This window comes from Leisingera caerulea DSM 24564 (genome assembly GCF_000473325.1).
Classification (GTDB): Bacteria; Pseudomonadota; Alphaproteobacteria; order Rhodobacterales; family Rhodobacteraceae; genus Leisingera; species Leisingera caerulea.
In genome coordinates this window covers 2,970,607-2,991,188 of sequence record NZ_KI421513.1, presented here as the reverse complement: position 1 = coordinate 2,991,188, position 20,582 = coordinate 2,970,607, and the positions used below count along the sequence as shown (strand labels likewise).

Below are 20,582 nucleotides of genomic sequence, written 5' to 3'. Positions count from 1 at the left end.
GGTCGTACGCCCCGAATGAGCCAAAATGGACCATGATTTACTCGCAATCTCAGACTGTTAATCAATTGGTCGTAGGTTCGATCCCTACCGCCGGAGCCAGATTTACAGGGGTCAAAGTAGAGATGCTTTGCCCCCTTTTGGCTTGCCCCAGCCGTTCCGATTCGGCAGCCTCCCCCACTCCTCCCAGATGCTCCGCCAAGAACGGCTGCCGCACCGTCAGGAATGCAGATGCGGCGCCAGGATCATTGACGCACTGGCCCAAGCCTGCTGGAACGGTGCCAAGGGCGGGTTCTCTCCCAGCTCCGCCTTTTCAATTGCCAGCATCGCCCTGCGAAGATCCGACAACCCCAGCACTGCTGCCGATCCGGCCAGCCGGTGCGCTTCTTTGCGCTGGGGGTCCTCCAGCACCGCAGCGCTCAGAAGCGTGTCCTGCAACTGGCTCACCTCATCACAGAAGGAAACCAGGAAGCTGCGCGCCCGATCCTTTCCCAAGGCCTCGAAGAACTGGTGGATATCGGATTCGGTTCTGGGCAGCGCCTTGACCCCGCCGCCGGCCCGGCGGGCAATCACATCTGCAAGTTCCGCCTTGTTGACCGGCTTGGTCAGCACCTCGGCAAACCCTGCCTCCAGAATGCGGGCATGGTCCTCCGCTGCGGCATGGGCGGTCAGCGCAACGATGTCGGTGCCCTCGGCCAGCTGCCTGGCGCGGATCCGGCGCAGCGCCTCAATCCCATCAACCTCCGGCATGCTGATGTCCATTAGAATAAGGTCGAACCGGCCCTCCCCGGCCGCCTGCACCGCCTCGGCACCGCCCGGCACCGCGGTGACCTGGTGCCCCTCCTGGCCTAGCAAGGTGGCCAGCAGCTCGCGGTTGATGTCATTGTCCTCCGCGATCAGCAGCCGGCAGGCCCCCTTGTTCCGGGGCTGGTCCTGTTCGGCCTGCCGCGGCGGCGCTTTGGCCGCGGGCAGAGCCAGTGCAATGGTGAACAGGCTGCCCTCGCCCGGCTCGCTTTCGCAGGTGATGGAGCCGCCCATCGCCTCCACCAGGCGTTTGGTGATCGACAACCCCAGCCCGGTGCCCTCCCTGCTGCGGCCATAGCTGGCATCCAGGGTAATGAAATCCTCGAAGATCCGGTCAAGGTTCTCCGGCGCGATGCCCTGGCCGGTATCAGCCACGCTGAACTCCACCGTTTCGCCATCCGGCAAACGCATCACGTCAATGCTCACCGCGCCTTCTCTGGTGAATTTCAAGGCGTTGCCGATCAGGTTCAACAGCACCTGCTGCACCGCGCGGGGGCGGCCGGCGACCACGGGTTTCCCACTCAGGCTGCAGTGCAGCGACAGGTCGATCCCCCGGCCCTTGGCACTGGCCTGCTGGCTCTCAACCAGGCCGCTGACCAGCTCTTCCAGATCGAAAATCCGCAGTTTTTCCGAGTCAGCACCGGCTTCCAGCCGTGACAGCTCCAGCACGTCATTGACATGATGAAGCAGCAGCTCGCCCGAAACCCGCATCGCCTGCAAATAGCGGCGCTGCTCCTGTGTCGGCCCGGTGCCCTCGATCAGGTCGATGGCACCCAGCACCCCGGTCAGCGGCGTGCGCATCTCGTGGCTCATCACCGTCAGGAGATTGTGCTTGGCCCGCTCGCCTGCCAGCGCATCATCGCGGGCGCGCCGAAGCTCCTCTTCCGCTGCGATCCGCTCGGATATGTCCCGCAGGAAGCTGACAAACACCATGTCGGTGCCCGATTGGCTGACCGAGACCGACAGCTCGACCGGAAACAGCTCGCCGGATTTGCGCCGCGCCTCAAGCTGCAACCGCCCCTTGCCCGCAACCCGCGCTTCGCCGGTTTGCAGGAAGCGTTTCATCCCGGCCTTGTGCGCCTCCTGCAAATGGTCCGGCACGATCAGGTTGACCATCGGCTGGCCGACCGCCTCTTCGCGGCTGTAGCCGAAAACCGATTCCGCCGCGCCGTTGAAGGCTTGGATCCGCCCGTCGGCGCCAACCACCAGAATCGCGTCCAAAGACGAGGCGATCATTGCCTCCATCCGCGCCGCGGCCCGGCTGCGCTCGATCGCCATCTGACGCCCCTTGCGGTACAGCCGCCCGAGCATCAGCGCCGCCAGCGCCAGCGCCAGCACCAACGCCAGCACCACCCAGCCCAGCCGGGACAGGATAGTGAAAAGCTGCAGCCGCTTGTCCTTGGTATCGTCAACCTGCAGGACAACTCCGAACAAGGCCAGCTCACGCACGTCGGCGCTGTTTGCCTCCAGCTCCGCCTCAAGCTTTGGCAATCCGTTCAAGAGCGCCTGATCGCCACTGTCCACCACTGCCGCCATCCGGTCCAGGCGGTCCTGCATCTGCTGCAGCAGCCCCGCCCCGCCCTGGCTGCGGCGCAAGTCCGCAAACAGAGGGCTTTCGCGGAAGGTCGCGATCCGGCTGTAATAAATGTCGAACTGGCGCCGCAGCCGGGCCAGATCGGCAGGCGTGCGCGCCGTCAGCACCGCGGTCTGCAGCTTCAGATGCTCCACCTCGGCCTGGGACAGGTTCCACTGCATGTTGTCAGTGGCCGCGGTCGACAGCCCGTCTAGCTCCTGCAGGACCTGATGGCCCAGCCGCACCGACTGCGCCGCCAGCGCCGCAGCGATGGCCAGCACCAGCGCCAGAACCCAGCGCGGTACAGATGGAAACCCGTGAAGCATCAGCAGCCGGCCCCCTGCCCTCCGGTCACGGCTGGATCACGATGCGGTCGAGTTGCCAGATGCTGCGCGAATAGACCTCCTCAGTCCTGTAGGCCGGGTTGCTGTCGTAGGGGTACACCACCCACAGCGGCCCCTTGTTGCGCAGTGACATTTCCGCGCCATTGCGTTCAAAGGCAACAATCGGTCCGCCCTCAACCGCGTCCGACACCGGGATGTCCACCGAATAGTCGTTCACAGCATGCGCCACCATCAGGCCGCCGCTCACGCCCATCCGCGCCATCAGAACCGCCAGCGGCACGCCGGTGAACTGCTGCGGGCCGGTGGTCCAGATGGTTTCCGTCTCAAAGGTCACGGGATCCAGCGCGCGCAGATCCTCGATCGTGTACTGCGCCGACGGCTCTGCCGCGCCGTCCATACGCACGGACAGCAGCACCCGCGGCTCTTCGCCTGCGAAAACAGCTGCGGCACAGGTCATGACCACCAGGGCAGCCAGCACCGCGGCCCTCGACATAATTCCTCTCATTCCAGCTCTCCTCATGCCTTCATCGACTTCCCCGGAACCATGCCACATCGGCGCAGCCCGGAAACCGGCACCAGAGGATAGGATCCTGACCTTCCGTATAGGGTGCCCAGCCGCAAGCGTAGCGCCAGCACCCTAATGTTGGCTTACCGGCCGCCGCCCGGCCGGCCTAATATCAATAATATTCCGGCAAACGCACAGGAGCAGCAACAGATGTCCTATTACCAGGCGGGCGCGCAATCCCCAGTTGACAGTTTTGAAACACTTGTGGCTGTAGACTGGGACCGTGAGTTGAAAAACAGGTCCAGGGGCATCATGCGAATTTTGCTGGCAGACGATCACGACATGGTACGGGAAACCATCTCCGCCTACCTCCGGTCCGAGGGCGGCGCCGAGGTGGCGCTGGCCACCGATCTGTCCGGCGCGATCGAACAGATTTCCGGCCAGGGCCCGTTTGACCTGGTATTGCTCGACTACAACATGCCGGGGATGATGGGGCTCGACGGGCTGGCCAGGGCGCTGGCGGCCAATGGCGGCAAGGGTGTGGCCATCCTCTCGGGCAGCGCCCCGGCCCGCACCGCGCAGGAGGCGCTGGATGCGGGCGCCATCGGCTTCATCCCCAAGACCATGGGGGCGCAATCGCTTCTGAACGCGGTCCGCTTCATGAGCGCCGGCGAAATCTATGTGCCGGTCGATCTGATGCGCGAGGAAGCGGCGGCCAGCACCCACCCGCTGGCCAAGAAGCTCAGCCCGCGGGAACTGGAAGTGCTGAACGGCCTGTGCCGGGGGCAGTCGAACAAGGAAATCGCCCGCGATCTCGACCTCCAGGAGGTGACCATCAAGCTGCATGTGCGCACCCTGTGCCGCAAGCTGGATGCCAAGAACCGCACCCAGGCAGCGCTCACCGCCAAGGAAGCCGGACTATTCTGATTGAGGCACCTGCCCAAGGGAAATGAATCAGCGCACCCTGGCAGGCAGGGCCGCATAGCCCCTGAACCGGATCCGTCCGCCCGGCACCCGCCCGGGCAGCAACTGATAGTGCAGGAAGCGGCGCAGAAACCGTTCAATTGCGATCTTCCCCTCCAGCCGCGCCAGCGTCAGCCCGACGCAAACATGCGGGCCGCCGGCAAAGGCAAGATGGCGGTTGGGGCTCCGGGAAATATCGAAAACCGCCGGCTTTTCAAACACCTCCGGATCACGGTTGGCAGCGCCGATCACCAGATGCAGATTGGTTCCCGCCGCCACCCGGTGGCCGCCAATTTCCACCTCTGCGGTGGTTTCCCGGTTGCCCAGCTGATTGGGTGAGCGGAACCGAAGCATCTCTTCAATCGCGGGTTTGATCAGCTCCGGCGCCTCCAGCAGCCGCTGCTTCTGCTCTGGGAAGTCATGCAGCAGTGCCAGCCCGTTGCCGATCAGGTTGGTGGTGGTCTCGTGACCCGCATTCAGGATGAAAATGCAGTTCTGGATCAGTTCGATCTCGCTCAGCGTGCCCTCGGCCCCCTCGCCGCGGATCAGCCGCGTCAGCACATCTGTTTCGATATCGCCGGGGCAGGCCCGGCGTCGGGCAATCAAACCGCTAAGGTAGTCCTTGAACTCCTCCACCGCCCGGTGCCCGGCGGCCAGTTGCTCAGCGCTCAATACAGGCTCCAGCGCACCCAGGATGGCCAGCGACCAGTCGCGCAGCGGCCGACGCTCCGCCATTGGCACATCCAGCAGGTTGCCGATGATCTGGATCGGGATGGAGGCGGCAAAATCGCCGATCAGATCCGCTTGCTCTTTGCCCGCCATCGCCTCCAGCAGATGATCCACCGTTTCTATCAGCCCCGGCTCCATCTTGGCAATCGCCCGCGGGGTCAGGGCTGAGGTCATGATCTTGCGCACCCGCGTGTGCAGCGGCGGGTCGGAGAACACCAGCGAGGTGGTGTGGTGCTCGAACAGCGGCGAGCCTGCGCCGTATTTGGGGGCAAACACCTTCTTCTTGTCCGAAGAAAACAACGTGGTGTCGCGGTAAATCCGGTCCAGATCAGCATGGCGGCTTACCAGCAGCGACCCGTCCGGCTGCGGCAGCACCGGCGCATCGCGCAGCAGAGCGTCGTAATAGGGAAAGGGATCCTCCGCAAACCCCTCCGGCGGGTTCGCCAGATCAAAACCCTCCACATTCACAGTTGCTTGCTGGCTTTCCTTCATCGCCGCTCTCCCACCGGTTCCGCTTGCCTTGACCGCAAGGCTTTCTGGCGGATTTGCGACTGTCAATCGGGCAGCGCGGCAAAGGACCCAGCGTCAGGGCGCATCTGCGCGGTTAACGAATATGGCAGTTTCCGGCGTGACAACTGCGCCCTCAGCGGATAGAAACAAACCATGAACACAGCCATTTCCTCCATCCGCAATCTTGGCCCCGCTTACGAGGAAGCCTGCCACCGGGCCGGTATCACCTCGGCTGAAGACCTGCGCGCCATAGGTGCCGATGCGGCCTATGCCCGGCTGCTGGAAACAGGCACCCGGCCGCATTTCATCGGCTATTACGTTCTGGTGATGGCACTGCAGGGCCGCCCCTGGAATGATTGCAAGGGCAAGGAAAAGGAAGAGCTGCGTAAACGCTTTGACGCGATCAAGGCTGAAACCCGGCCACAGCACAGCTCGAAACTGCTGGCGGAGCTGGACGCCATCGGCGTCCGCGCCGTGCCTGCTGACCTGAAGCCCCTGTAAACGGCGCCGCAGCGCGCGCCGCCCCCTGTCCGCGCCCGCCGTGAAATGACAGCTGTCAGCCGCAGCGCCGGTTCCTATGCAACTTTTTCCGGGTTCAGCCGTTAACCATACAGCAATGCGTGCAACAGAAGGAGTACCGGCATGGACCTGATCCGCATCATATTCGCAGTACTACTGCCCCCGCTTGGCGTTTTTCTCCAGGTTGGGCTTGGCAAGCACTTCTGGCTGAACATTCTGCTGACCCTCCTGGGTTACATCCCTGGCATCGTGCACGCGGTCTGGGTCATCGCAAGGACACCGAGCCATGCCTGATCTGCCGCAACACCATGAGGCCAAGCTGCAATCGCTGGAGCGCCTGGCGCAGCGCATGGACCGGGCGTTCCGCATTCCCGGTATCGGCCTGAGGGTCGGCTGGGACAGCATCGCAGGTCTGGTGCCCGGTATCGGCGATGCCCTGGCACTGGCGCCGGCGGGCTACATTCTGTACTCCGGCTACCAGCTGGGCGCCTCCACCGGCACGCTGGCCCGGATGGCGGCGAATACCGGCATCGACGCCGTCATCGGTTCTGTGCCACTGGTGGGTGACCTGTTCGACGTTGCCTGGAAGTCGAACACCCGCAACACAGAGCTGCTGCGCCGCGACTTGGAGGACTCCGCCTCAAGGGGTGAGCCCCTGCCCAAGCGCCTTGGGCGCCGGGCATTCTCGAAACTGACTGCGCCGCGCGAGTTCGGCCGCTCGCTTTCCTACGCCAGGAGCAGGACGGGCCCCGAGCAGCAACAGCCTGTTATCCGGCAGCACCCGCTGAACCGGTTCCTCGACCCATGAAAAACTCGACCCATGTAAAAGGGGCTGCAAGCCTAACGCTGCAGCCCCTTCAATTTTTGTCCCGCTAACCGGGTGATCAGCCGACCAGCTCGATGCCGGAGAAGAAGTAGGCGATCTCAACGGCTGCGGTTTCCGGAGCGTCGGAACCGTGGACGGAGTTTTCGCCAACCGATTCAGCGAACTCGGCGCGGATGGTGCCGGGTGCTGCGTCTGCCGGGTTGGTGGCGCCCATCACTTCGCGGTTCTTGGCAATGGCGTTTTCGCCTTCCAGCACCTGCACAACAACCGGAGCGGAGGACATGAACTCGCACAGTTCGTCGTAGAACGGACGCTCAGCGTGCACTTCGTAGAACTTGCCTGCCTGTTCCTTGGTCATGTGGATGCGCTTCTGCGCCACGATGCGCAGGCCGGCTTCTTCGAACTTGGCGTTGATTTTGCCGGTCAGGTTGCGGCGGGTTGCATCGGGCTTGATGATCGAGAAAGTGCGTTCCAGAGCCATTTGGCATTCTCCTGATTGATGGGCCGCAGGGCGTATCCCCGGGCCGGAAACTCCGCGCGCCGCGTAACATGGCTGAACGCGCTTGGGAAGCCGTTTTCGAGGCGTGCGAAACCGCGCGTGCCTCCTGCGAGGGTATTTTCATCAAGAGTAAGGCGGCAGGCCGATTGACAGCCTCCGGCACCTGCGCCACACCGCTGATCATGTTACGCATTCAGGACATCACCTATTCGGTCGAGGGCCGCCCGCTCATCGACAGCGCATCCGCCACCATTCCCACCGGCCACAAGGTTGGCCTGGTCGGGCGCAACGGCACCGGCAAGACCACCCTGTTCCGCCTGATCCGGGGTGAGCTGGCGCTGGAGGGCGGCAGCATCTCCCTGCCGTTCAAGGCCCGCATCGGCGGTGTCGCGCAGGAGGTGCCGTCCTCCGATGTTTCGCTGACCGATACGGTGCTGGCCGCCGACACAGAACGCGCAGCCCTTCTGGCCGAAGCTGACAGCGCCAGCGACCCGGCGCGGATCGCTGAAATCCAGACCCGTTTGTCCGACATTGATGCCTGGTCGGCAGAGGCGCGGGCTGCCTCGATCCTCAAGGGCCTGGGGTTTGACGACGCCGACCAGAAACGCCCCTGCTCCGATTTCTCCGGCGGCTGGCGGATGCGGGTGGCACTGGCGGCAGTGCTGTTTGCCCAGCCCGACCTGCTGTTGCTGGACGAGCCGACCAACTATCTGGACCTCGAAGGCGCGCTGTGGCTGGAAAGCTATCTGGCAAAATACCCGCACACGGTGCTGATCGTCAGCCATGACCGCGGCCTGCTGAACCGGGCGGTGGGTGCGATTCTGCATCTGGAGGACAAGAAGCTCACCCTTTACCAGGGCCCGTACGACACATTTGCCGAGACCCGCGCGGCGCGGATTCTGGCGGCCCAGTCCGAGGCGAAAAAGCAGGAGGCCCGCCGCGCCCATCTGCAAAGCTTCGTTGACCGCTTCCGCGCCAAGGCCTCCAAGGCGGTGCAGGCGCAGGCGCGCCTCAAGATGATCGCCAAGATGAAGCCGATCACCACCCCGCAGGAGGCAGCGCTGCGCGCCTTCACTTTCCCCGAGCCGGAGGAAATGTCCCCGCCGATCATCCATATCGAGGGCGGCATCACCGGCTATGGCGAAACTGAGATCCTGAAACGCTTGAACCTGCGCATCGATCAGGACGACCGCATCGCGCTCTTGGGCAAGAACGGCCAGGGCAAGTCGACGCTGTCGAAACTGCTGGCCGACCGGCTGCCGCTGATGGCCGGCAAAATGACCCGTTCCAGCAAGCTGCGCATCGGATATTTCGCCCAGCATCAGGTGGATGAACTTTATGTCGATGAAACCCCGCTGGACCACCTGCGCCGCCTGCGCCCGGATGAAGCGCCTGCGAAATGGCGCGCCCGGCTGGCGGGCTTCGGCCTTGGCGCCGCACAGGTGGAAACCGAGGTCGGGCGGCTGTCCGGCGGCCAGAAGGCGCGGCTCAGCCTGCTGATCGCCACCATCGACGCGCCGCATATGCTGATCCTTGACGAGCCGACCAACCACCTGGACATCGAAAGCCGCGAGGCGCTGGTGGAGGCCCTCACCGCCTATTCCGGCGCGGTTATCCTGGTCAGCCACGACATGCACCTGCTGAGCCTGGTGGCGGACCGGCTGTGGCTGGTTTCGGACGGCACGGTAAAACCCTATGACGGCGACCTGGAAAGCTACCGCGCGCTGCTTTTGGCGCGGGAAAAGCCCGCCGCCAAAAGCAGCGCGGCAAAACCTGCCAAGCCCAAACGCGCCTCCCGCGATGTGCTGATTGCGCTGCGGGCCGACGTGCGCAAGTCCGAGGCGCGGGTGGAAAAGCTCAGCGAAATGCGCGAAAAGCTTGATGAAAAGCTCGCCGACCCTGACCTGTACGAGCCGGGCAAGGCTGCGGATATGGCGGTCTGGCAGAAAAAGCACGCTGAATGCATTGAGGCGCTGGAGCGGGCCGAAGGCCTGTGGATGGAGGCGCTGGAGAAACTGGAGCAGGCCGAGGCGCAATGATCGACACCGCATTTCTGATCACCTCTTTTGTGACGCTGTTTGTCATTGTCGACCCGATCGGGTTGACGCCGGTCTTCATCGCGCTGACCCAAGGGATGCCGTCTGCCCGCCGCCGCTCCATCGCGCTCAGGGCGACCATCACGGCGGCGGTGCTGCTGGCGGTATTTGCCGCCCTCGGCGAGGCCGTACTGGGCTTTATCGGCATCTCCATGCCCGCCTTCCGGGTTGCGGGCGGCGCGCTGCTGTTCCTGACCGCGCTCGACATGCTGTTCGAACGCCGCAACAAACGGCGCGAGGACCGCAGCGAGGAGGATGATTTCGACGACCCGTCCGTCTTCCCGCTGGCAATCCCTCTGATGGCCGGGCCGGGCTCCATTGCCACGGTGATCCTGCTGACCGGCCAGCAGCCCGGCTTCACCGGCTTTGCCATGGTCATGGGGGTGGTGATCGCGGTGCTGGCGATCCTCTTGGTGATGTGCCTGTTCTCCGGCTTGTTCGAGCGGATGCTCGGCAAAACCGGCATCACCGTGGTCACCCGTCTGCTGGGGATGCTGCTGGCGGCGCTGTCGGTACAGTTTGTGCTGGACGGGCTGCGCGCCTTTGGCTTTGCCGGCTAGCATACCGCCCTGGCACGCCTACATTCTGTTCAGGAGGTGCGCAAATGGGCGACTATGAGATCGGGCGGTTCATCTATCTGGCGATCCTGCTGGTGGCAGTGGGGTCCTGGGTCTTTGTTCAAAACCGCCAGAGCCTGGGTAAGACGCTGCAGATGTTCGCCGTCTGGGGCTTTATTTTCCTTGGTGTGATTGCGTCTTACGGGCTGTGGCAGGACATCCGCCAGACCGTGCGCCCGCAGCAGAACGTTGCGGTGGATGCGGGCCGGGTCGAGGTGCCGCGCGCACCGGACGGGCATTACTATCTGACCCTGGATGTCAACGGCACCCCCATTGAGTTTCTGGTCGATACCGGCGCCAGCCAGGTCGTGCTGAACGCAAGCGATGCCCGGCGCGCCGGCATTGATACTGAAAACCTCGCCTATCTCGGCCGCGCCCAGACCGCCAATGGCGAAGTGCGCACTGCCTCAGTCTGGATTGATGAAATGTCGCTGGGCGGCATTACCGATACCGGCGTGCGTGTCTGGGTCAACAAGGGGGTGCTGGAACAATCGCTGCTTGGCATGGGCTACCTGCAGCGCTGGTCCAGCATCGAGATCCGCAACGGTGCCCTGGTCCTGACACGGTAGCCTCTCCCGTCACCGCAGCGCCGCCAATCAGGTTATTGAGCCGGATCAAGGAATTCCAGCTGCTTTGCTCCTAAGCTGGATAGTAACTGAGACACCAGAAAGGAGTATGATATCCCCGTGACAGACGCAGAACTGGAACAACTGAGAGAAAGTTACAGCAAGCTGAGAGACGAGGCCGTCAGGGATCCCGCGTTCTTCTATGACGCGCTGTTCCGCCACGCGCCCGAGCTGCGGCAGCTATTCCGGGAGGATCTGGAAGGCCAGGGTATGAAGTTCATGACAACCCTGGGCGTCATTCTTGCCAAGCTTGGCGATGAATCCGCCGTCGACCCGCACTTTCAGGAACTCGGCAAACGACACGCTAGCCTGGGCGTCCGCATCTCCCACTTCGCCCCGATGGAGGAAGCACTGATCGACTCCCTGCGCAACGCGCTGGAAGACGATTTCACCCCGGAGCTCGAAACGCTGTGGCGCACGGCTTTTGAGGAGATTTCCGGCCGGATGATCCAGCGCGGCGGCATTCAGAACAGCTGACAGCCGCTTGCTTCACGTCTCGTGCCTCATCCTGAGCCGGGCTGCGGCGGCGAGATGAAGCCAACGATGGGGTAAACACGCCCGAACGCGCCCGGGTTGCTTTCCAGCCGCACCGCGGACCAGTCATTGGCCGCCGATACGTCGATAACTGCCATGCCCAGCGACACCTTGTTGCGGTGCCAATTGGCGTGGTTCACCTCGATCCGCCGGGGGTTTTCGACCTTGGACACCACCGCAACATGGCCCAGCGGATTGGAGCGGGTTGCCTGAAAGGCCATCACCGCACCAGGCTGCGGCTCTTTCCCGCGGCTGAACTGGCCCTTGGCCTGCGACCACCAGGTCTTGGCATTGCCGTAAATTTCGATGCCGCTGGCATTGCGGGCAAACGGCACGCACCACACGCGCTTGCCTTTGGACCGCAAGGATTGGACTTCCTGAACCGCAAAATCCAGACGCTGGATGTCGACCTCGGCCCGGCCGACAGAACCGCTCTGGGGGGCACCGCAATTTGCCAGCAACATTAGTACCGCCCCAACAACAGGCAGCAGCCGCGGCCGCAGAAACACACGCTTCAAAGTCATCTGTCCCCCCAGTGTCTGGATCTTTTGACCGGGAGGATTACTGCGCTGCCCGCGTTCACGCGAGCATTTCCTGCACAATTGAAATAATTCGGAAGAAAACTGGCAAAAACCCGCCGATTGCGCGCGCTGGGCGGGTTACTTCTCTGCCTTCTTCTCCCAGCGCCCGCTTTCCTCCGACCAGTACTGGGCGGAGCAGCCGGCGTCCGTCAGGCTCTTCCATTGGGTGCGGGCGTGCTGGACGGCCTCCGGGTCGGTGCCGTCGAACAGGATGCAGACCCGCTGCAAGGCCTGCACTTCCTCAGCGCTGACGGCGGCGCCATCCACCGCCATCACGCAATCGGGTGCATTGGCGGCCTCCGTCCCTGCCGTCAGCAGGACCGGCTGCAGTGCATCATGGGGGCCGCCCGCTAGGCCGTGGGCAGGAAAGCTCTCCTCCGGCCCCTGCCACAGACGGTCATCCAGCCAGGCCATGCGCTCAGGATCGCGCCCGCGCACCGCAATGCGCCAGCCCGCCCCGCGCGCCTTCTCCAGAAGGACCGGCAAGGTCTCTTCCAGCGGTCTGCGGGTCAGATGATAGAAATAGGCAGCCCCCATCAGTGTTTATTCCGCCTCGAATTTGTCCGCGACCAGACGGTTCAGCGCCATCACGCCCCAGCCGGTGGCGCCTTTGGGCGCATAAGAGGTGTCAGACTTCACCGAGGCCACGCCCGCGATGTCCAGATGGATCCAGGGCATGCCCTCCTTGATGAAACGCTGGAGGAATTGTGCCGCGGTGATCGAGCCCGCGGGCCGGCCGCCGACGTTCTTCATGTCGGCAATGCGCGATTTCAGCTGGTCGTCATAGGCCTTGCCCAAGGGCATCCGCCAGGCGCCCTCGTCTTCCGTGCCGGCGGCCTTAAGGAAGGCATTGCACAGGTCGTCGTCGTTGGAGAACACGCCGGCATTTTCATGCCCAAGACCAATGATAATCGCACCGGTCAGCGTCGCCAGATCAATCACACCCGCAGGCTTGAACTGCTCCTGCGCGTACCACAGCACATCGCACAGCACCAAACGGCCTTCGGCGTCAGTGTTGATGATCTCAACCGTGTCGCCCTTCATTGACTTCACCACATCGCCCGGGCGGATGGCGTTGCCCGATGGCATGTTCTCCACCAGCCCGACGAGACCGACCACATTGGCCTTGGCCTTGCGCAGCGCCAGCGCCTTCATGGTGCCGGTCACAACACCCGCGCCGCCCATGTCCATGGTCATCTCTTCCATGCCGGCCGCGGGTTTCAGGGAAATGCCGCCGGTGTCAAACACCACGCCCTTGCCGACCAGCGCCAGCGGCGCGGCATCGTCTGCGCCGCCCTTCCACTGCATCACCGCCACCTTGGAGGGGCTGTCGGAGCCTTGGCCGACGCTCAGCAGCGTGCGCATGCCCAGATTTTCCAGGTCCGCTTCTTCCAGGATCTCGACCTCCAGGCCGATCTCCTTCATCTCCTCGATGCGGCGGGCGAATTCGGTGGTGGTCAGAACATTGGCCGGCTCGTTGATCAAATCGCGGGTCATGTGAACGCCCTCGGCCACCGCCAGCAGCGGCGCGCAGGCGGCTTCCAATTCCGACGGTTCCTTGGCGGCGATCACCACCTCGCCCTCAGGCTTGTCGTCCTTAGGCGACTTGTGGTTGTCGAAGGCATAATCCCGCAGCGCAATCCCCTGGGTCAAGTCGGCGGCCTTGTTCATGCCTCCGGCCATCACGGTCAGACGCTTGCCCGCGGCGCGCTTGGCCAGATTGGCGCCTGCCTTGCGCGCCTCGACCGGCGTCAGCTTACGCGGCAGCACCAGCACGTCCAGCGCCTCCGCCTGCATCCCTGCAGGCCAGCTCACAGAAATCACGTCGCCGGTCTTGGCCTTCTTGAACCCCTCGGACTCGATCAGACGGGCAATGGCGCCTTTGCTCAGCCGGTTGGCGGCCCGCGCTGCCTGGTCCATGCTGCCCTCCGGCGTGACCATCACCGCGACGCGGCCGGTCATCTCTGCCAGCGCCTTGGGGTCATATTCGGCAAAACGGATCGGGGTAAGACTGCTCATTTTTTGCGAACTCCTGCTGGTATCACCTGTTTGTTGGCTCAAGAGGTATCCTGCGCAGCGCCGCTTGGCCAGACCCGCGCTCATCCGCAAACCGCCGCCTATCCCGCCCCCGTGCGAGAATGCAGTTTTCCCCGCCAATCAAATCCACTAAGGTCCGGCAAAATAACAATGGCAAGGTCTGGGGGGATCGGGTGTCACGCTACGACAGATATGTGCTGTCACAGTATCTGCTCTTCTTCGGCTTCTTTGCCCTGATTCTGGTGGCCGTGTTCTGGGTCAACCGGGCCGTGGTGCTGTTCGACACGCTCATCGGCAATGGCCAGTCGGCGCTGGTGTTTCTGGAATTCACCGCCCTTACGCTGCCGAACCTGATCCGCATGGTGCTGCCGATCGCCGCCTTCGGCGCCTCGGTCTGGGTGACCAACCGGCTGAACAGCGAAAGCGAGCTGACCGTGCTGCGCGCCACCGGCACCAGCCCCTGGCAGATGGCCCGCCCGGCGCTGGCCTTCGGCGTCATCACCGCGCTGATGATGTCGGCCCTGACCCATTACCTGCTGCCCGCCTCGATCAGCCAGCTGGAGGTGCGCGAAAGCGAAGTCTCCCGCAACATCACCGCCAAACTGCTGAGCGAGGGCGACTTCCTGCATCCGGTGGATGGCGTCACCTTCTACATCCGGCAGATCGACCCGGACGGCACCTTGAACGATGTCTTCCTGTCGGACCGCCGCGACCCAGAAATCACCGTCACCTATACGGGCGCCCGCGCCTTTCTGGTGCGCGACGAAGGCAGCGCGCATCTGATCATGGTGGAGGGCATGGCGCAGCGGCTGGACAACAACACCCAGCGGATGTCGACCACCTTCTTTTCGGATTTCTCTTACGATATCAGCACCCTGGCGCGCAAAGCTGAGAACCCGGCCCGCAATATCCGCGCCATCCCCAGCCTTGAGCTGATGACCAGCACCGCAGCGGTCACCCGCACCGATGGGTATTCCGCCGGGGCCCAAGCAGAAGAGCTGCATCTGCGCTTTGCCCGTGCGCTGGTGTGCGTTGCGGTGGCCCTGATCGGATTCTCGGCGCTGATGCTGGGCACCTTCTCCCGCTTCGGCGTCTGGCGGCAGGCCTTCCTGGCGTTTGTCGTGCTGATCTTCATCGAAGGCCTGCGCGGAGTCGTTTCCGAGCCGGTTCTGGAAAACCCCAGCCTGTGGCCGCTGATCTACCTGCCTACCCTGCTGGGGCTGTCCGTGGCTCTGGTCTTTCTGATCCTGTCCTCCCGGCCCAAACGCATCCGGCGGGAGGCCTCCGCATGAAGCTGGATCTCTATTACGCGCGCCGCTTCCTGCAATGGTTCCTGGTGATCTGCGCGGTTCTGATGACACTGGTGGTGCTGATAGACCTGAACGAACAGATCCGCCGCTTCGAAGGGGTCGGCCTGGGCCTGCCGCAGCTGATCGGCCTGAGCCTGCTAAACATTCCGGCAGCGCTCAGCGAGTTCCTGCCGCTGATCATGATCCTTACCACCATCGTGCTGTTTGTCGGGCTGGCCCGCAGCAGCGAGCTGGTGGTGACCCGGGCCATCGGCCGCTCCGGCATCCGGGCCCTGGCGGCACCGGTGCTGGTGGCGGCCGGGATCGGCACCCTGGCGGTCACCATGCTGAACCCGATCGCGGCAGCCACCGCCAACCGCTATCAGGATCTGGCCGAAACCTATCACAACGGCGGGCCTTCCGCCCTGTCGCTCAGCGGTGAAGGCCTGTGGCTGCGCCAGGGCGGCGCCCGCGGCCAATCGGTCATCCACGCCAAGGGCTACAGCGGCGATGCCGCCGACATCACCCTGCATGACGTTTCGATCCACGCCTATACCAACGCCGGGGGCCCCGTGCGCCGCATCATTGCGGAGAGCGCCCGGCTGGACGGCAGCAACTGGATCCTGACCAACGCCAAGTCCTGGCCGCTCGCGGCAGGCATCAACCCGGAAGCCGGCGCCGCAGCGCATGACGAGCTGCAGCTGCCGACGACCCTGACCACCGACCGCATCCGCGACACGCTGGGCACTGCCAGCGGCATTTCGATCTATGACCTGCCCGCCACCATCCGCGAGCTGTCCGCCGCAGGTTTTACCACCAAACGCTATGAGGTCCGCTATCAGGCGGAACTGGCCCGGCCGCTGTTCCTGATCGCTATGGTGCTGGTCGGTGCGTCCTTTACCATGCGGCATGCGCGCTTTGGCGGCACCGGCCTGGCGGTGCTGATGGCTGTGCTGCTGGGATTCGGGCTTTATTTCATCCGCAATTTCGCGCAAATCCTTGGCGAGAACGGGCAAATCCCGGTGGCGCTGGCCGCCTGGGCGCCGCCCGCTGCTGCAATATTGTTGACCTTGGGACTGCTTCTCCATGCCGAAGACGGGTAACCTGCGCCGGGCGCTGCTTCTTTCTGCCGTGCTGCCCTGGCTGGCGCTGTCAGCCCCTGCACTGCAGGCGCAGACCGCAGCGCCCCCCGACCCGGCGCAGCCCGCAATGCTGGTGGCCGATCAGGTCTTCATCACCCCGGACCGCACCTTGGTGGCCGAGGGCAACGTTGAGGCGTTCCAGGGCAATATCCGGCTGCGCGCCCGCAAGATAACCTTTGACCAAAGCAACGGCACCCTGCAGATCGAGGGTCCGATCCGTATCGACCAGAACGGCGATATCACCATTCTGGCCAACGCCGCCGAGATGGACCGCGACCTGCGCAATGGCCTGCTGACCGGCGCCCGAATGGTGTTTCAGCAGCAGCTTCAGCTGGCCTCGCTGCAAATGACCCGGGTCAGCGGCCGCTACACCCAGCTGTACAAAACCGCCGTCACCTCCTGCCACGTCTGCGACGACGGCCGCCCGCCGCTGTGGCAGATCCGGGCTGAGCGGGTGATCCACGACCAGCAGGAACGCCAGCTCTATTTCGAGAGCGCCCAGCTCAGGGTGCTGGATGTGCCGGTGTTCTACTTCCCCGCGATCCGTCTGCCGGATCCCTCGCTGGACCGCGCCAGCGGGTTCCTGGTGCCGTCGGTGCGCTCCACCTCGAACCTCGGCACCGGGATCAAGGTGCCGTATTTCTTCACCCTCGGCCCGCACCGCGACCTGACACTGGCCCCCTATATCTCCTCCAGCACCCAGACGCTGGATGTGCGCTACCGCCAGGCATTCCGCCGCGGCAGGATCGAGTTCAACGCCGCCTATACGCGCGACGACCTGTTCTCCGGGGAGGACCGCGGGTACATCTTTGGCGAAGGCCAGTTCGACCTTCCGCGCGACTTCCGCTTCACCTTCGACGTCAAGGCGGTCTCGGACGACGCGTATGTCGCGGACTACGGCCTGCCCGATCTGGACCGCCTGCGGTCCGAGGCGGTGCTGACACGGTCCAAGCGCGACAGCCTGTTCCGCACCTCGTTCACCCATTACAAGACCCTGCGCGACAGCGAGGAACAAAGCGACATTCCCTCCGGCATCGCCGAGGCCTTCTATCAGACCCGCTATTTCCCGGCCCTCACCGGCGGCGAGCTGCGGCTGACGCTGCAGGGCCACGGCCACCACCGCAGCTCCAGCATCGAAGGCACCGCCACCGACAGCAACGGCCGCGATCTGTCCCGGCTGACCGCTGACGTCGACTGGCGCCGCAGCTGGCGCCTGGGCTATGGCATCTTGGCGGAATGGGAGATCGGCGCCGCCGCCGATGCCTTCCGCGCCTACGATGACGCTTTCTTTACCGAGGAAGTCACCCGCCTCACGCCGCGCAGCGCGCTTACCCTGCGCCTGCCGATGATCCGCCGCGAAGCCGGCGGCGCCAGCCAGTACCTGGAGCCGATCCTGCAACTGGGCTGGCGCGACGAAGGCGGCGGCGACGTGGTCAGCGAGGAAAGCCGCTTTGTCGAGTTCGACCAGGGCAACCTGCTGTCGCTGTCGCGCTTCCCGGCAACCGACGCCCGCGAAGACGGGCTGACGCTGGTCTACGGCGCCAACTGGGCCCGCTATGCGCCCACCGGCTGGCAGGCCTATGCCACCGCGGGCCAGGTGCTGCGCAGCGACGGCGACGGCCGCTTCACCAAAAGTTCGGGCCTGGGCGGCACCACATCGGATATCCTGCTGGCGGGCCAGATCAAATACGGCGACAGCCTGGCGATCTCCACCCGCGGCCTGCTGAACGGTTCGCTCAACTTCTCCAAGGCAGAGTTCCGCGGCGAATGGCACACCAGCCGCTCCAGCCTTGCCGGCACATACCTGTGGCTGGGCACCGATCCGGATGAAGACCGGGACGAGGAAAGCTCGGAACTGTGGGTGGACGGACGCTATGACATCAACCCCAACTGGTCTGCCAGTGCCCGGCTGCGCTATGACATCGCCGGCGCCCAGGCCACCCGCGCGGGCCTTGGCGTAGCTTACAGCAACGAATGCGTGACGGTCGACGTTTCGGTCAACCGCCGCTATACCTCAACAACAAGTGTTGAGCCGACAACGGATTTCGGCTTTACCATCTCGCTGAGCGGATTTTCCGTAAAAAGCGGCAGCAAACAGTACAGGCGGTCATGCAGCAAGACGTGAATACCCGGTTCCCGGCACCTTTCCTTTCCCGTGCTCTCAAAACTGCGGCCGCGCTGGCGCTGGCGGCAGGGCTGGCCTGGAGCGGCCTGCCAGCGGGCGCGCAAAACCTCTTTGCCCCGGCAATCACCGTGAATGATCAGGTCATCACCCGCTATGAGCTGGAACAGCGCGCGCGCTTTCAGGCCGCGCTGCGGGTGCCGGGCGATCCGCTGGAGACGGCCCGCGAAGAGCTGATCAACGACCGGCTCAAGCTGCAGGTGTTGAAGCAGGCCGGAATTGAACTGACCGAAGAAGACATCACAGCGGGCATGGAAGAACTGGCCGGGCGCGCCAACCTCTCGCTCAACGACTTCCTCACCGCGCTGCAGCAGCAGGGCGTTGCACCGCAGACGCTGCGCGACTTCACCAAGGTCGGGCTGGGCTGGCGCGAATACACCCGCGCCCGTTTCCTGTCCCGCGCCCGCCCCACGCCGGAAGAGATCGACCGCGCCATGGGCACGGCGGGCAGCGGCAGCGTCCAGGTCCTGCTGAGCGAATTCATCGTGCCGGTCAATGACCAGAACGCCGCCCAGGTCGAGGAACTGGTGGAGCAGGTGGCCCAGCTCAAGGGCTATGACAGTTTCTCTGCCGCTGCCGCCCAGTATTCAGCGGCTGGCAGCCGCAGCGATGGCGGCCGCCTGCCCTGGATGCCGCTGACCAAGCTGCCGCCGCAGCTGCAGGAAGTTGTGCTGGCGCTGCAACCGGGCGAGATTTCTGAGCCGCTGCCGCTGCAGGGCGCCGTGGCGCTGTTCCAAATGCGCGGCCTGCGCGAGGTCGAGGGCGCCGCCCCGCGTTATACCGCCATCGAATATGCCACCTATTTCCTGCCCGGCGGACGCACGCCCGAAACCCTGGCCGCCGCGCAGCAGGTGGTGAACAGCGTCGACACCTGCGAAGATTTCTACGGCCTGGCACAGGGGCAGGATCCGTCGGTTCTGGCGGTCGAAAGCCTGCCGCCCTCTGAGATCCCCAGCGATATCGCTCTGGAACTGTCCAAGCTGGACCCGAATGAGACTTCCACCGCGCTGACCCGCAACAATGGCCAGACCCTTATGGTGCTGATGCTCTGCGGCCGCACCGCCGATCTGGGCGAAGGCGCCAGCCGCGAAACCGTAGCCAATGCGCTGGCGGCGCAGCGGATGACCTCCCTGGTTGACAGCTACCTGGAGCAGCTGCGCGCGGACGCTCGGATCGACATCAAATGAATCAGCCCGGGCCCATTGCACTCAGCTGCGGCGAGCCCGCAGGCATCGGCCCGGAAATCGCCGTCAAGGCCTGGGACGCCTTGCGCGGAACCTGCCCGTTTTTCTGGATCGGCGACCCGCGCCACCTGCCCGCCGGCACCCCGGTCAAGGAAATCGCCGCCCCGGCACAGGCCGCGGCAGCCTGCGCAGACCACTTCCCGGTGCTGCCCCTCGCCTTCGGCGGCAGCGCGTCCAAGGGCACGGCCGACCCGGCCAACGCCGCCGGTGTTATCCAGTCGATCGAAACCGCCGTGCGGCTGGTGCAGCAGGGTGAAGCCTCTGCCGTCTGCACTGCCCCCATTCACAAAAAGGCGCTGATCGACGGCGCGGGCTTTGCCTACCCCGGCCACACCGAATTTCTTGCCGCGCTCGCAGGCCGCGACCGCGTGGTGATGATGCTGGCCAGCACGCAGCTGCGGGTGGTGCCCGCCACCATCCACATCGCCCTGGCAGACGTGCCGCAGGTGCTGACCCCGGGCCTGCTGCGCGAAACCGTTGAGATCACCGCCGCCGGGCTGCGCGATCAATTCGGCATCGCGTCGCCCCGCATCGCCGTTGCGGGACTAAACCCGCACGCGGGCGAAGGCGGTGCCATGGGGTCTGAGGAACTTGACTGGATCAACGGCCTGATCGGCCAGATGCGGGTTGAGGGGCTGGACATCACCGGCCCGCACCCCGCCGACACGATGTTCCATGCCGCCGCCCGCGCCCGTTATGACGCGGCGGTGTGCATGTACCATGACCAGGCGCTGATTCCGATCAAGACGCTGGACTTCGACCGCGGTGTGAACGTGACCCTGGGCCTGCCGTTCATCCGCACCTCGCCAGACCACGGTACCGCCTTTGACATCGCGGGCACCGGCCAGGCCAACCCCTCCAGCCTGATCGAGGCCCTGAAGCTGGCGCAGCGCATGGCCGCCAGCACTTGATTCTTCTTCTGGCGGGAAATATCCCCGCCGGAGGCATGAAATTTCTGGCGCATG

20 protein-coding genes and 1 pseudogene are annotated in these 20,582 nt (G+C 64.4%); 13 read left to right on the top strand and 8 right to left on the bottom strand.

Annotation, left to right across the window (positions count from 1 at the left end; all coding sequences use genetic code 11):
- Nucleotides 1-216 precede the first annotated feature (216 nt).
- Nucleotides 217-2,700, bottom strand: a complete 2,484-nt coding sequence (locus tag CAER_RS0121830) for a hybrid sensor histidine kinase/response regulator (protein WP_027237363.1) — start codon at nucleotides 2,698-2,700, stop codon at nucleotides 217-219.
- A gap of 25 nt (nucleotides 2,701-2,725) precedes the next feature.
- On the bottom strand, nucleotides 2,726-3,214 hold the full coding sequence (locus CAER_RS0121825) for a putative pterin-binding protein (protein ID WP_027237362.1): 489 nt from the start codon (nucleotides 3,212-3,214) through the stop codon (nucleotides 2,726-2,728).
- A 321-nt stretch (nucleotides 3,215-3,535) separates the two neighbouring features.
- On the opposite strand from CAER_RS0121825, the gene CAER_RS0121820 reads away from it, so the two are divergent.
- On the top strand, nucleotides 3,536-4,150 hold the full coding sequence (locus tag CAER_RS0121820) for a response regulator transcription factor (RefSeq protein ID WP_027237361.1): 615 nt from the start codon (nucleotides 3,536-3,538) through the stop codon (nucleotides 4,148-4,150).
- 27 nt (nucleotides 4,151-4,177) lie between these two features.
- Here the strand turns inward: CAER_RS0121820 and CAER_RS0121815 are convergent, their stop codons facing one another.
- Nucleotides 4,178-5,407 (bottom strand): cytochrome P450, encoded by a 1,230-nt coding sequence (locus CAER_RS0121815; protein WP_027237360.1) that lies wholly within the window; start codon nucleotides 5,405-5,407, stop codon nucleotides 4,178-4,180.
- A gap of 171 nt (nucleotides 5,408-5,578) precedes the next feature.
- Here CAER_RS0121815 and CAER_RS0121810 point away from each other — a divergent pair, with 171 nt between their 5' ends.
- The 3 genes from CAER_RS0121810 to CAER_RS0121800 all read left to right on the top strand — a co-directional run bounded on the left by CAER_RS0121810 (nucleotide 5,579) and on the right by CAER_RS0121800 (nucleotide 6,752).
- Nucleotides 5,579-5,926, top strand: coding sequence for a TfoX/Sxy family protein (locus CAER_RS0121810; RefSeq protein WP_027237359.1), 348 nt, complete (start codon nucleotides 5,579-5,581; stop codon nucleotides 5,924-5,926).
- A 141-nt stretch (nucleotides 5,927-6,067) separates the two neighbouring features.
- The gene (locus tag CAER_RS29345; protein ID WP_008553983.1) at nucleotides 6,068-6,238 is read left to right on the top strand and encodes a YqaE/Pmp3 family membrane protein; all 171 of its coding nucleotides are present in this window, start codon (nucleotides 6,068-6,070) and stop codon (nucleotides 6,236-6,238) included.
- Nucleotides 6,231-6,752 carry a DUF4112 domain-containing protein gene (locus CAER_RS0121800; protein WP_027237358.1) on the top strand — a complete coding sequence of 174 codons (522 nt, stop codon included), beginning with the start codon at nucleotides 6,231-6,233 and terminating at the stop codon, nucleotides 6,750-6,752. The genes CAER_RS29345 and CAER_RS0121800 overlap by 8 nt, the downstream gene beginning before the upstream one ends.
- Nucleotides 6,753-6,828: 76 nt before the next feature.
- Here the strand turns inward: CAER_RS0121800 and ndk are convergent, their stop codons facing one another.
- Nucleotides 6,829-7,251, bottom strand: coding sequence for a nucleoside-diphosphate kinase (gene ndk, locus CAER_RS0121795; protein ID WP_027237357.1), 423 nt, complete (start codon nucleotides 7,249-7,251; stop codon nucleotides 6,829-6,831).
- A gap of 200 nt (nucleotides 7,252-7,451) precedes the next feature.
- Here ndk and CAER_RS0121790 point away from each other — a divergent pair, with 200 nt between their 5' ends.
- The 4 genes from CAER_RS0121790 (at nucleotide 7,452) to CAER_RS0121775 (ending at nucleotide 11,085) form a co-directional block, all read left to right on the top strand.
- Nucleotides 7,452-9,308: an ABC-F family ATP-binding cassette domain-containing protein gene (locus CAER_RS0121790; RefSeq protein WP_027237356.1), complete on the top strand. Its 1,857-nt coding sequence runs from the start codon at nucleotides 7,452-7,454 to the stop codon at nucleotides 9,306-9,308.
- Entirely contained in the window at nucleotides 9,305-9,925 is a 621-nt protein-coding gene (locus tag CAER_RS0121785; RefSeq protein WP_027237355.1) for a MarC family protein, read from the top strand. Before CAER_RS0121790 ends, CAER_RS0121785 begins: the two co-directional genes overlap by 4 nt.
- A 44-nt stretch (nucleotides 9,926-9,969) precedes the next feature.
- Nucleotides 9,970-10,551: a retropepsin-like aspartic protease family protein gene (locus CAER_RS0121780; protein WP_027237354.1), complete on the top strand. Its 582-nt coding sequence runs from the start codon at nucleotides 9,970-9,972 to the stop codon at nucleotides 10,549-10,551.
- A gap of 117 nt (nucleotides 10,552-10,668) precedes the next feature.
- Nucleotides 10,669-11,085 carry a globin domain-containing protein gene (locus CAER_RS0121775; protein ID WP_027237353.1) on the top strand — a complete coding sequence of 139 codons (417 nt, stop codon included), beginning with the start codon at nucleotides 10,669-10,671 and terminating at the stop codon, nucleotides 11,083-11,085.
- Between the two features lie 26 nt (nucleotides 11,086-11,111).
- Here CAER_RS0121775 and CAER_RS0121770 read toward each other — a convergent pair whose 3' ends face one another.
- The 3 genes from CAER_RS0121770 to CAER_RS0121760 all read right to left on the bottom strand — a co-directional run bounded on the left by CAER_RS0121770 (nucleotide 11,112) and on the right by CAER_RS0121760 (nucleotide 13,742).
- Entirely contained in the window at nucleotides 11,112-11,666 is a 555-nt protein-coding gene (locus tag CAER_RS0121770; RefSeq protein WP_027237352.1) for a CHAP domain-containing protein, read from the bottom strand.
- A gap of 135 nt (nucleotides 11,667-11,801) precedes the next feature.
- On the bottom strand, nucleotides 11,802-12,260 hold the full coding sequence (locus CAER_RS0121765) for a DNA polymerase III subunit chi (RefSeq protein WP_027237351.1): 459 nt from the start codon (nucleotides 12,258-12,260) through the stop codon (nucleotides 11,802-11,804).
- 6 nt (nucleotides 12,261-12,266) lie between these two features.
- Nucleotides 12,267-13,742: a leucyl aminopeptidase gene (locus CAER_RS0121760; protein WP_027237350.1), complete on the bottom strand. Its 1,476-nt coding sequence runs from the start codon at nucleotides 13,740-13,742 to the stop codon at nucleotides 12,267-12,269.
- 191 nt (nucleotides 13,743-13,933) lie between these two features.
- Here CAER_RS0121760 and lptF point away from each other — a divergent pair, with 191 nt between their 5' ends.
- From lptF to pdxA, 5 genes are read left to right on the top strand one after another with little or no spacing between them, the layout of a single operon-like run.
- Nucleotides 13,934-15,052, top strand: a complete 1,119-nt coding sequence (lptF, locus tag CAER_RS0121755; RefSeq protein ID WP_027237349.1) for an LPS export ABC transporter permease LptF — start codon at nucleotides 13,934-13,936, stop codon at nucleotides 15,050-15,052.
- Complete coding sequence (gene lptG, locus CAER_RS0121750; protein WP_027237348.1) at nucleotides 15,049-16,152, top strand: LPS export ABC transporter permease LptG; 1,104 nt, start codon at nucleotides 15,049-15,051, stop codon at nucleotides 16,150-16,152. Before lptF ends, lptG begins: the two co-directional genes overlap by 4 nt.
- Nucleotides 16,136-18,316, top strand: coding sequence for an LPS-assembly protein LptD (locus tag CAER_RS0121745; RefSeq protein WP_209320215.1), 2,181 nt, complete (start codon nucleotides 16,136-16,138; stop codon nucleotides 18,314-18,316). The genes lptG and CAER_RS0121745 overlap by 17 nt, the downstream gene beginning before the upstream one ends.
- The gene (locus tag CAER_RS0121740) at nucleotides 18,301-19,560 is read left to right on the top strand and encodes a peptidylprolyl isomerase (protein WP_027237346.1); all 1,260 of its coding nucleotides are present in this window, start codon (nucleotides 18,301-18,303) and stop codon (nucleotides 19,558-19,560) included. The genes CAER_RS0121745 and CAER_RS0121740 overlap by 16 nt, the downstream gene beginning before the upstream one ends.
- A complete protein-coding gene (gene pdxA / locus CAER_RS0121735; RefSeq protein ID WP_027237345.1) occupies nucleotides 19,557-20,528 on the top strand; it encodes a 4-hydroxythreonine-4-phosphate dehydrogenase PdxA in 972 nt (323 codons plus the stop codon). The genes CAER_RS0121740 and pdxA overlap by 4 nt, the downstream gene beginning before the upstream one ends.
- On the opposite strand, the pseudogene CAER_RS30795 reads toward pdxA, so the two are convergent.
- A pseudogene (locus CAER_RS30795) lies at nucleotides 20,492-20,581 on the bottom strand (hypothetical protein); the annotation flags it as partial. The gene pdxA and the pseudogene CAER_RS30795 overlap by 37 nt on opposite strands.
- Nucleotide 20,582 lies beyond the last annotated feature (1 nt).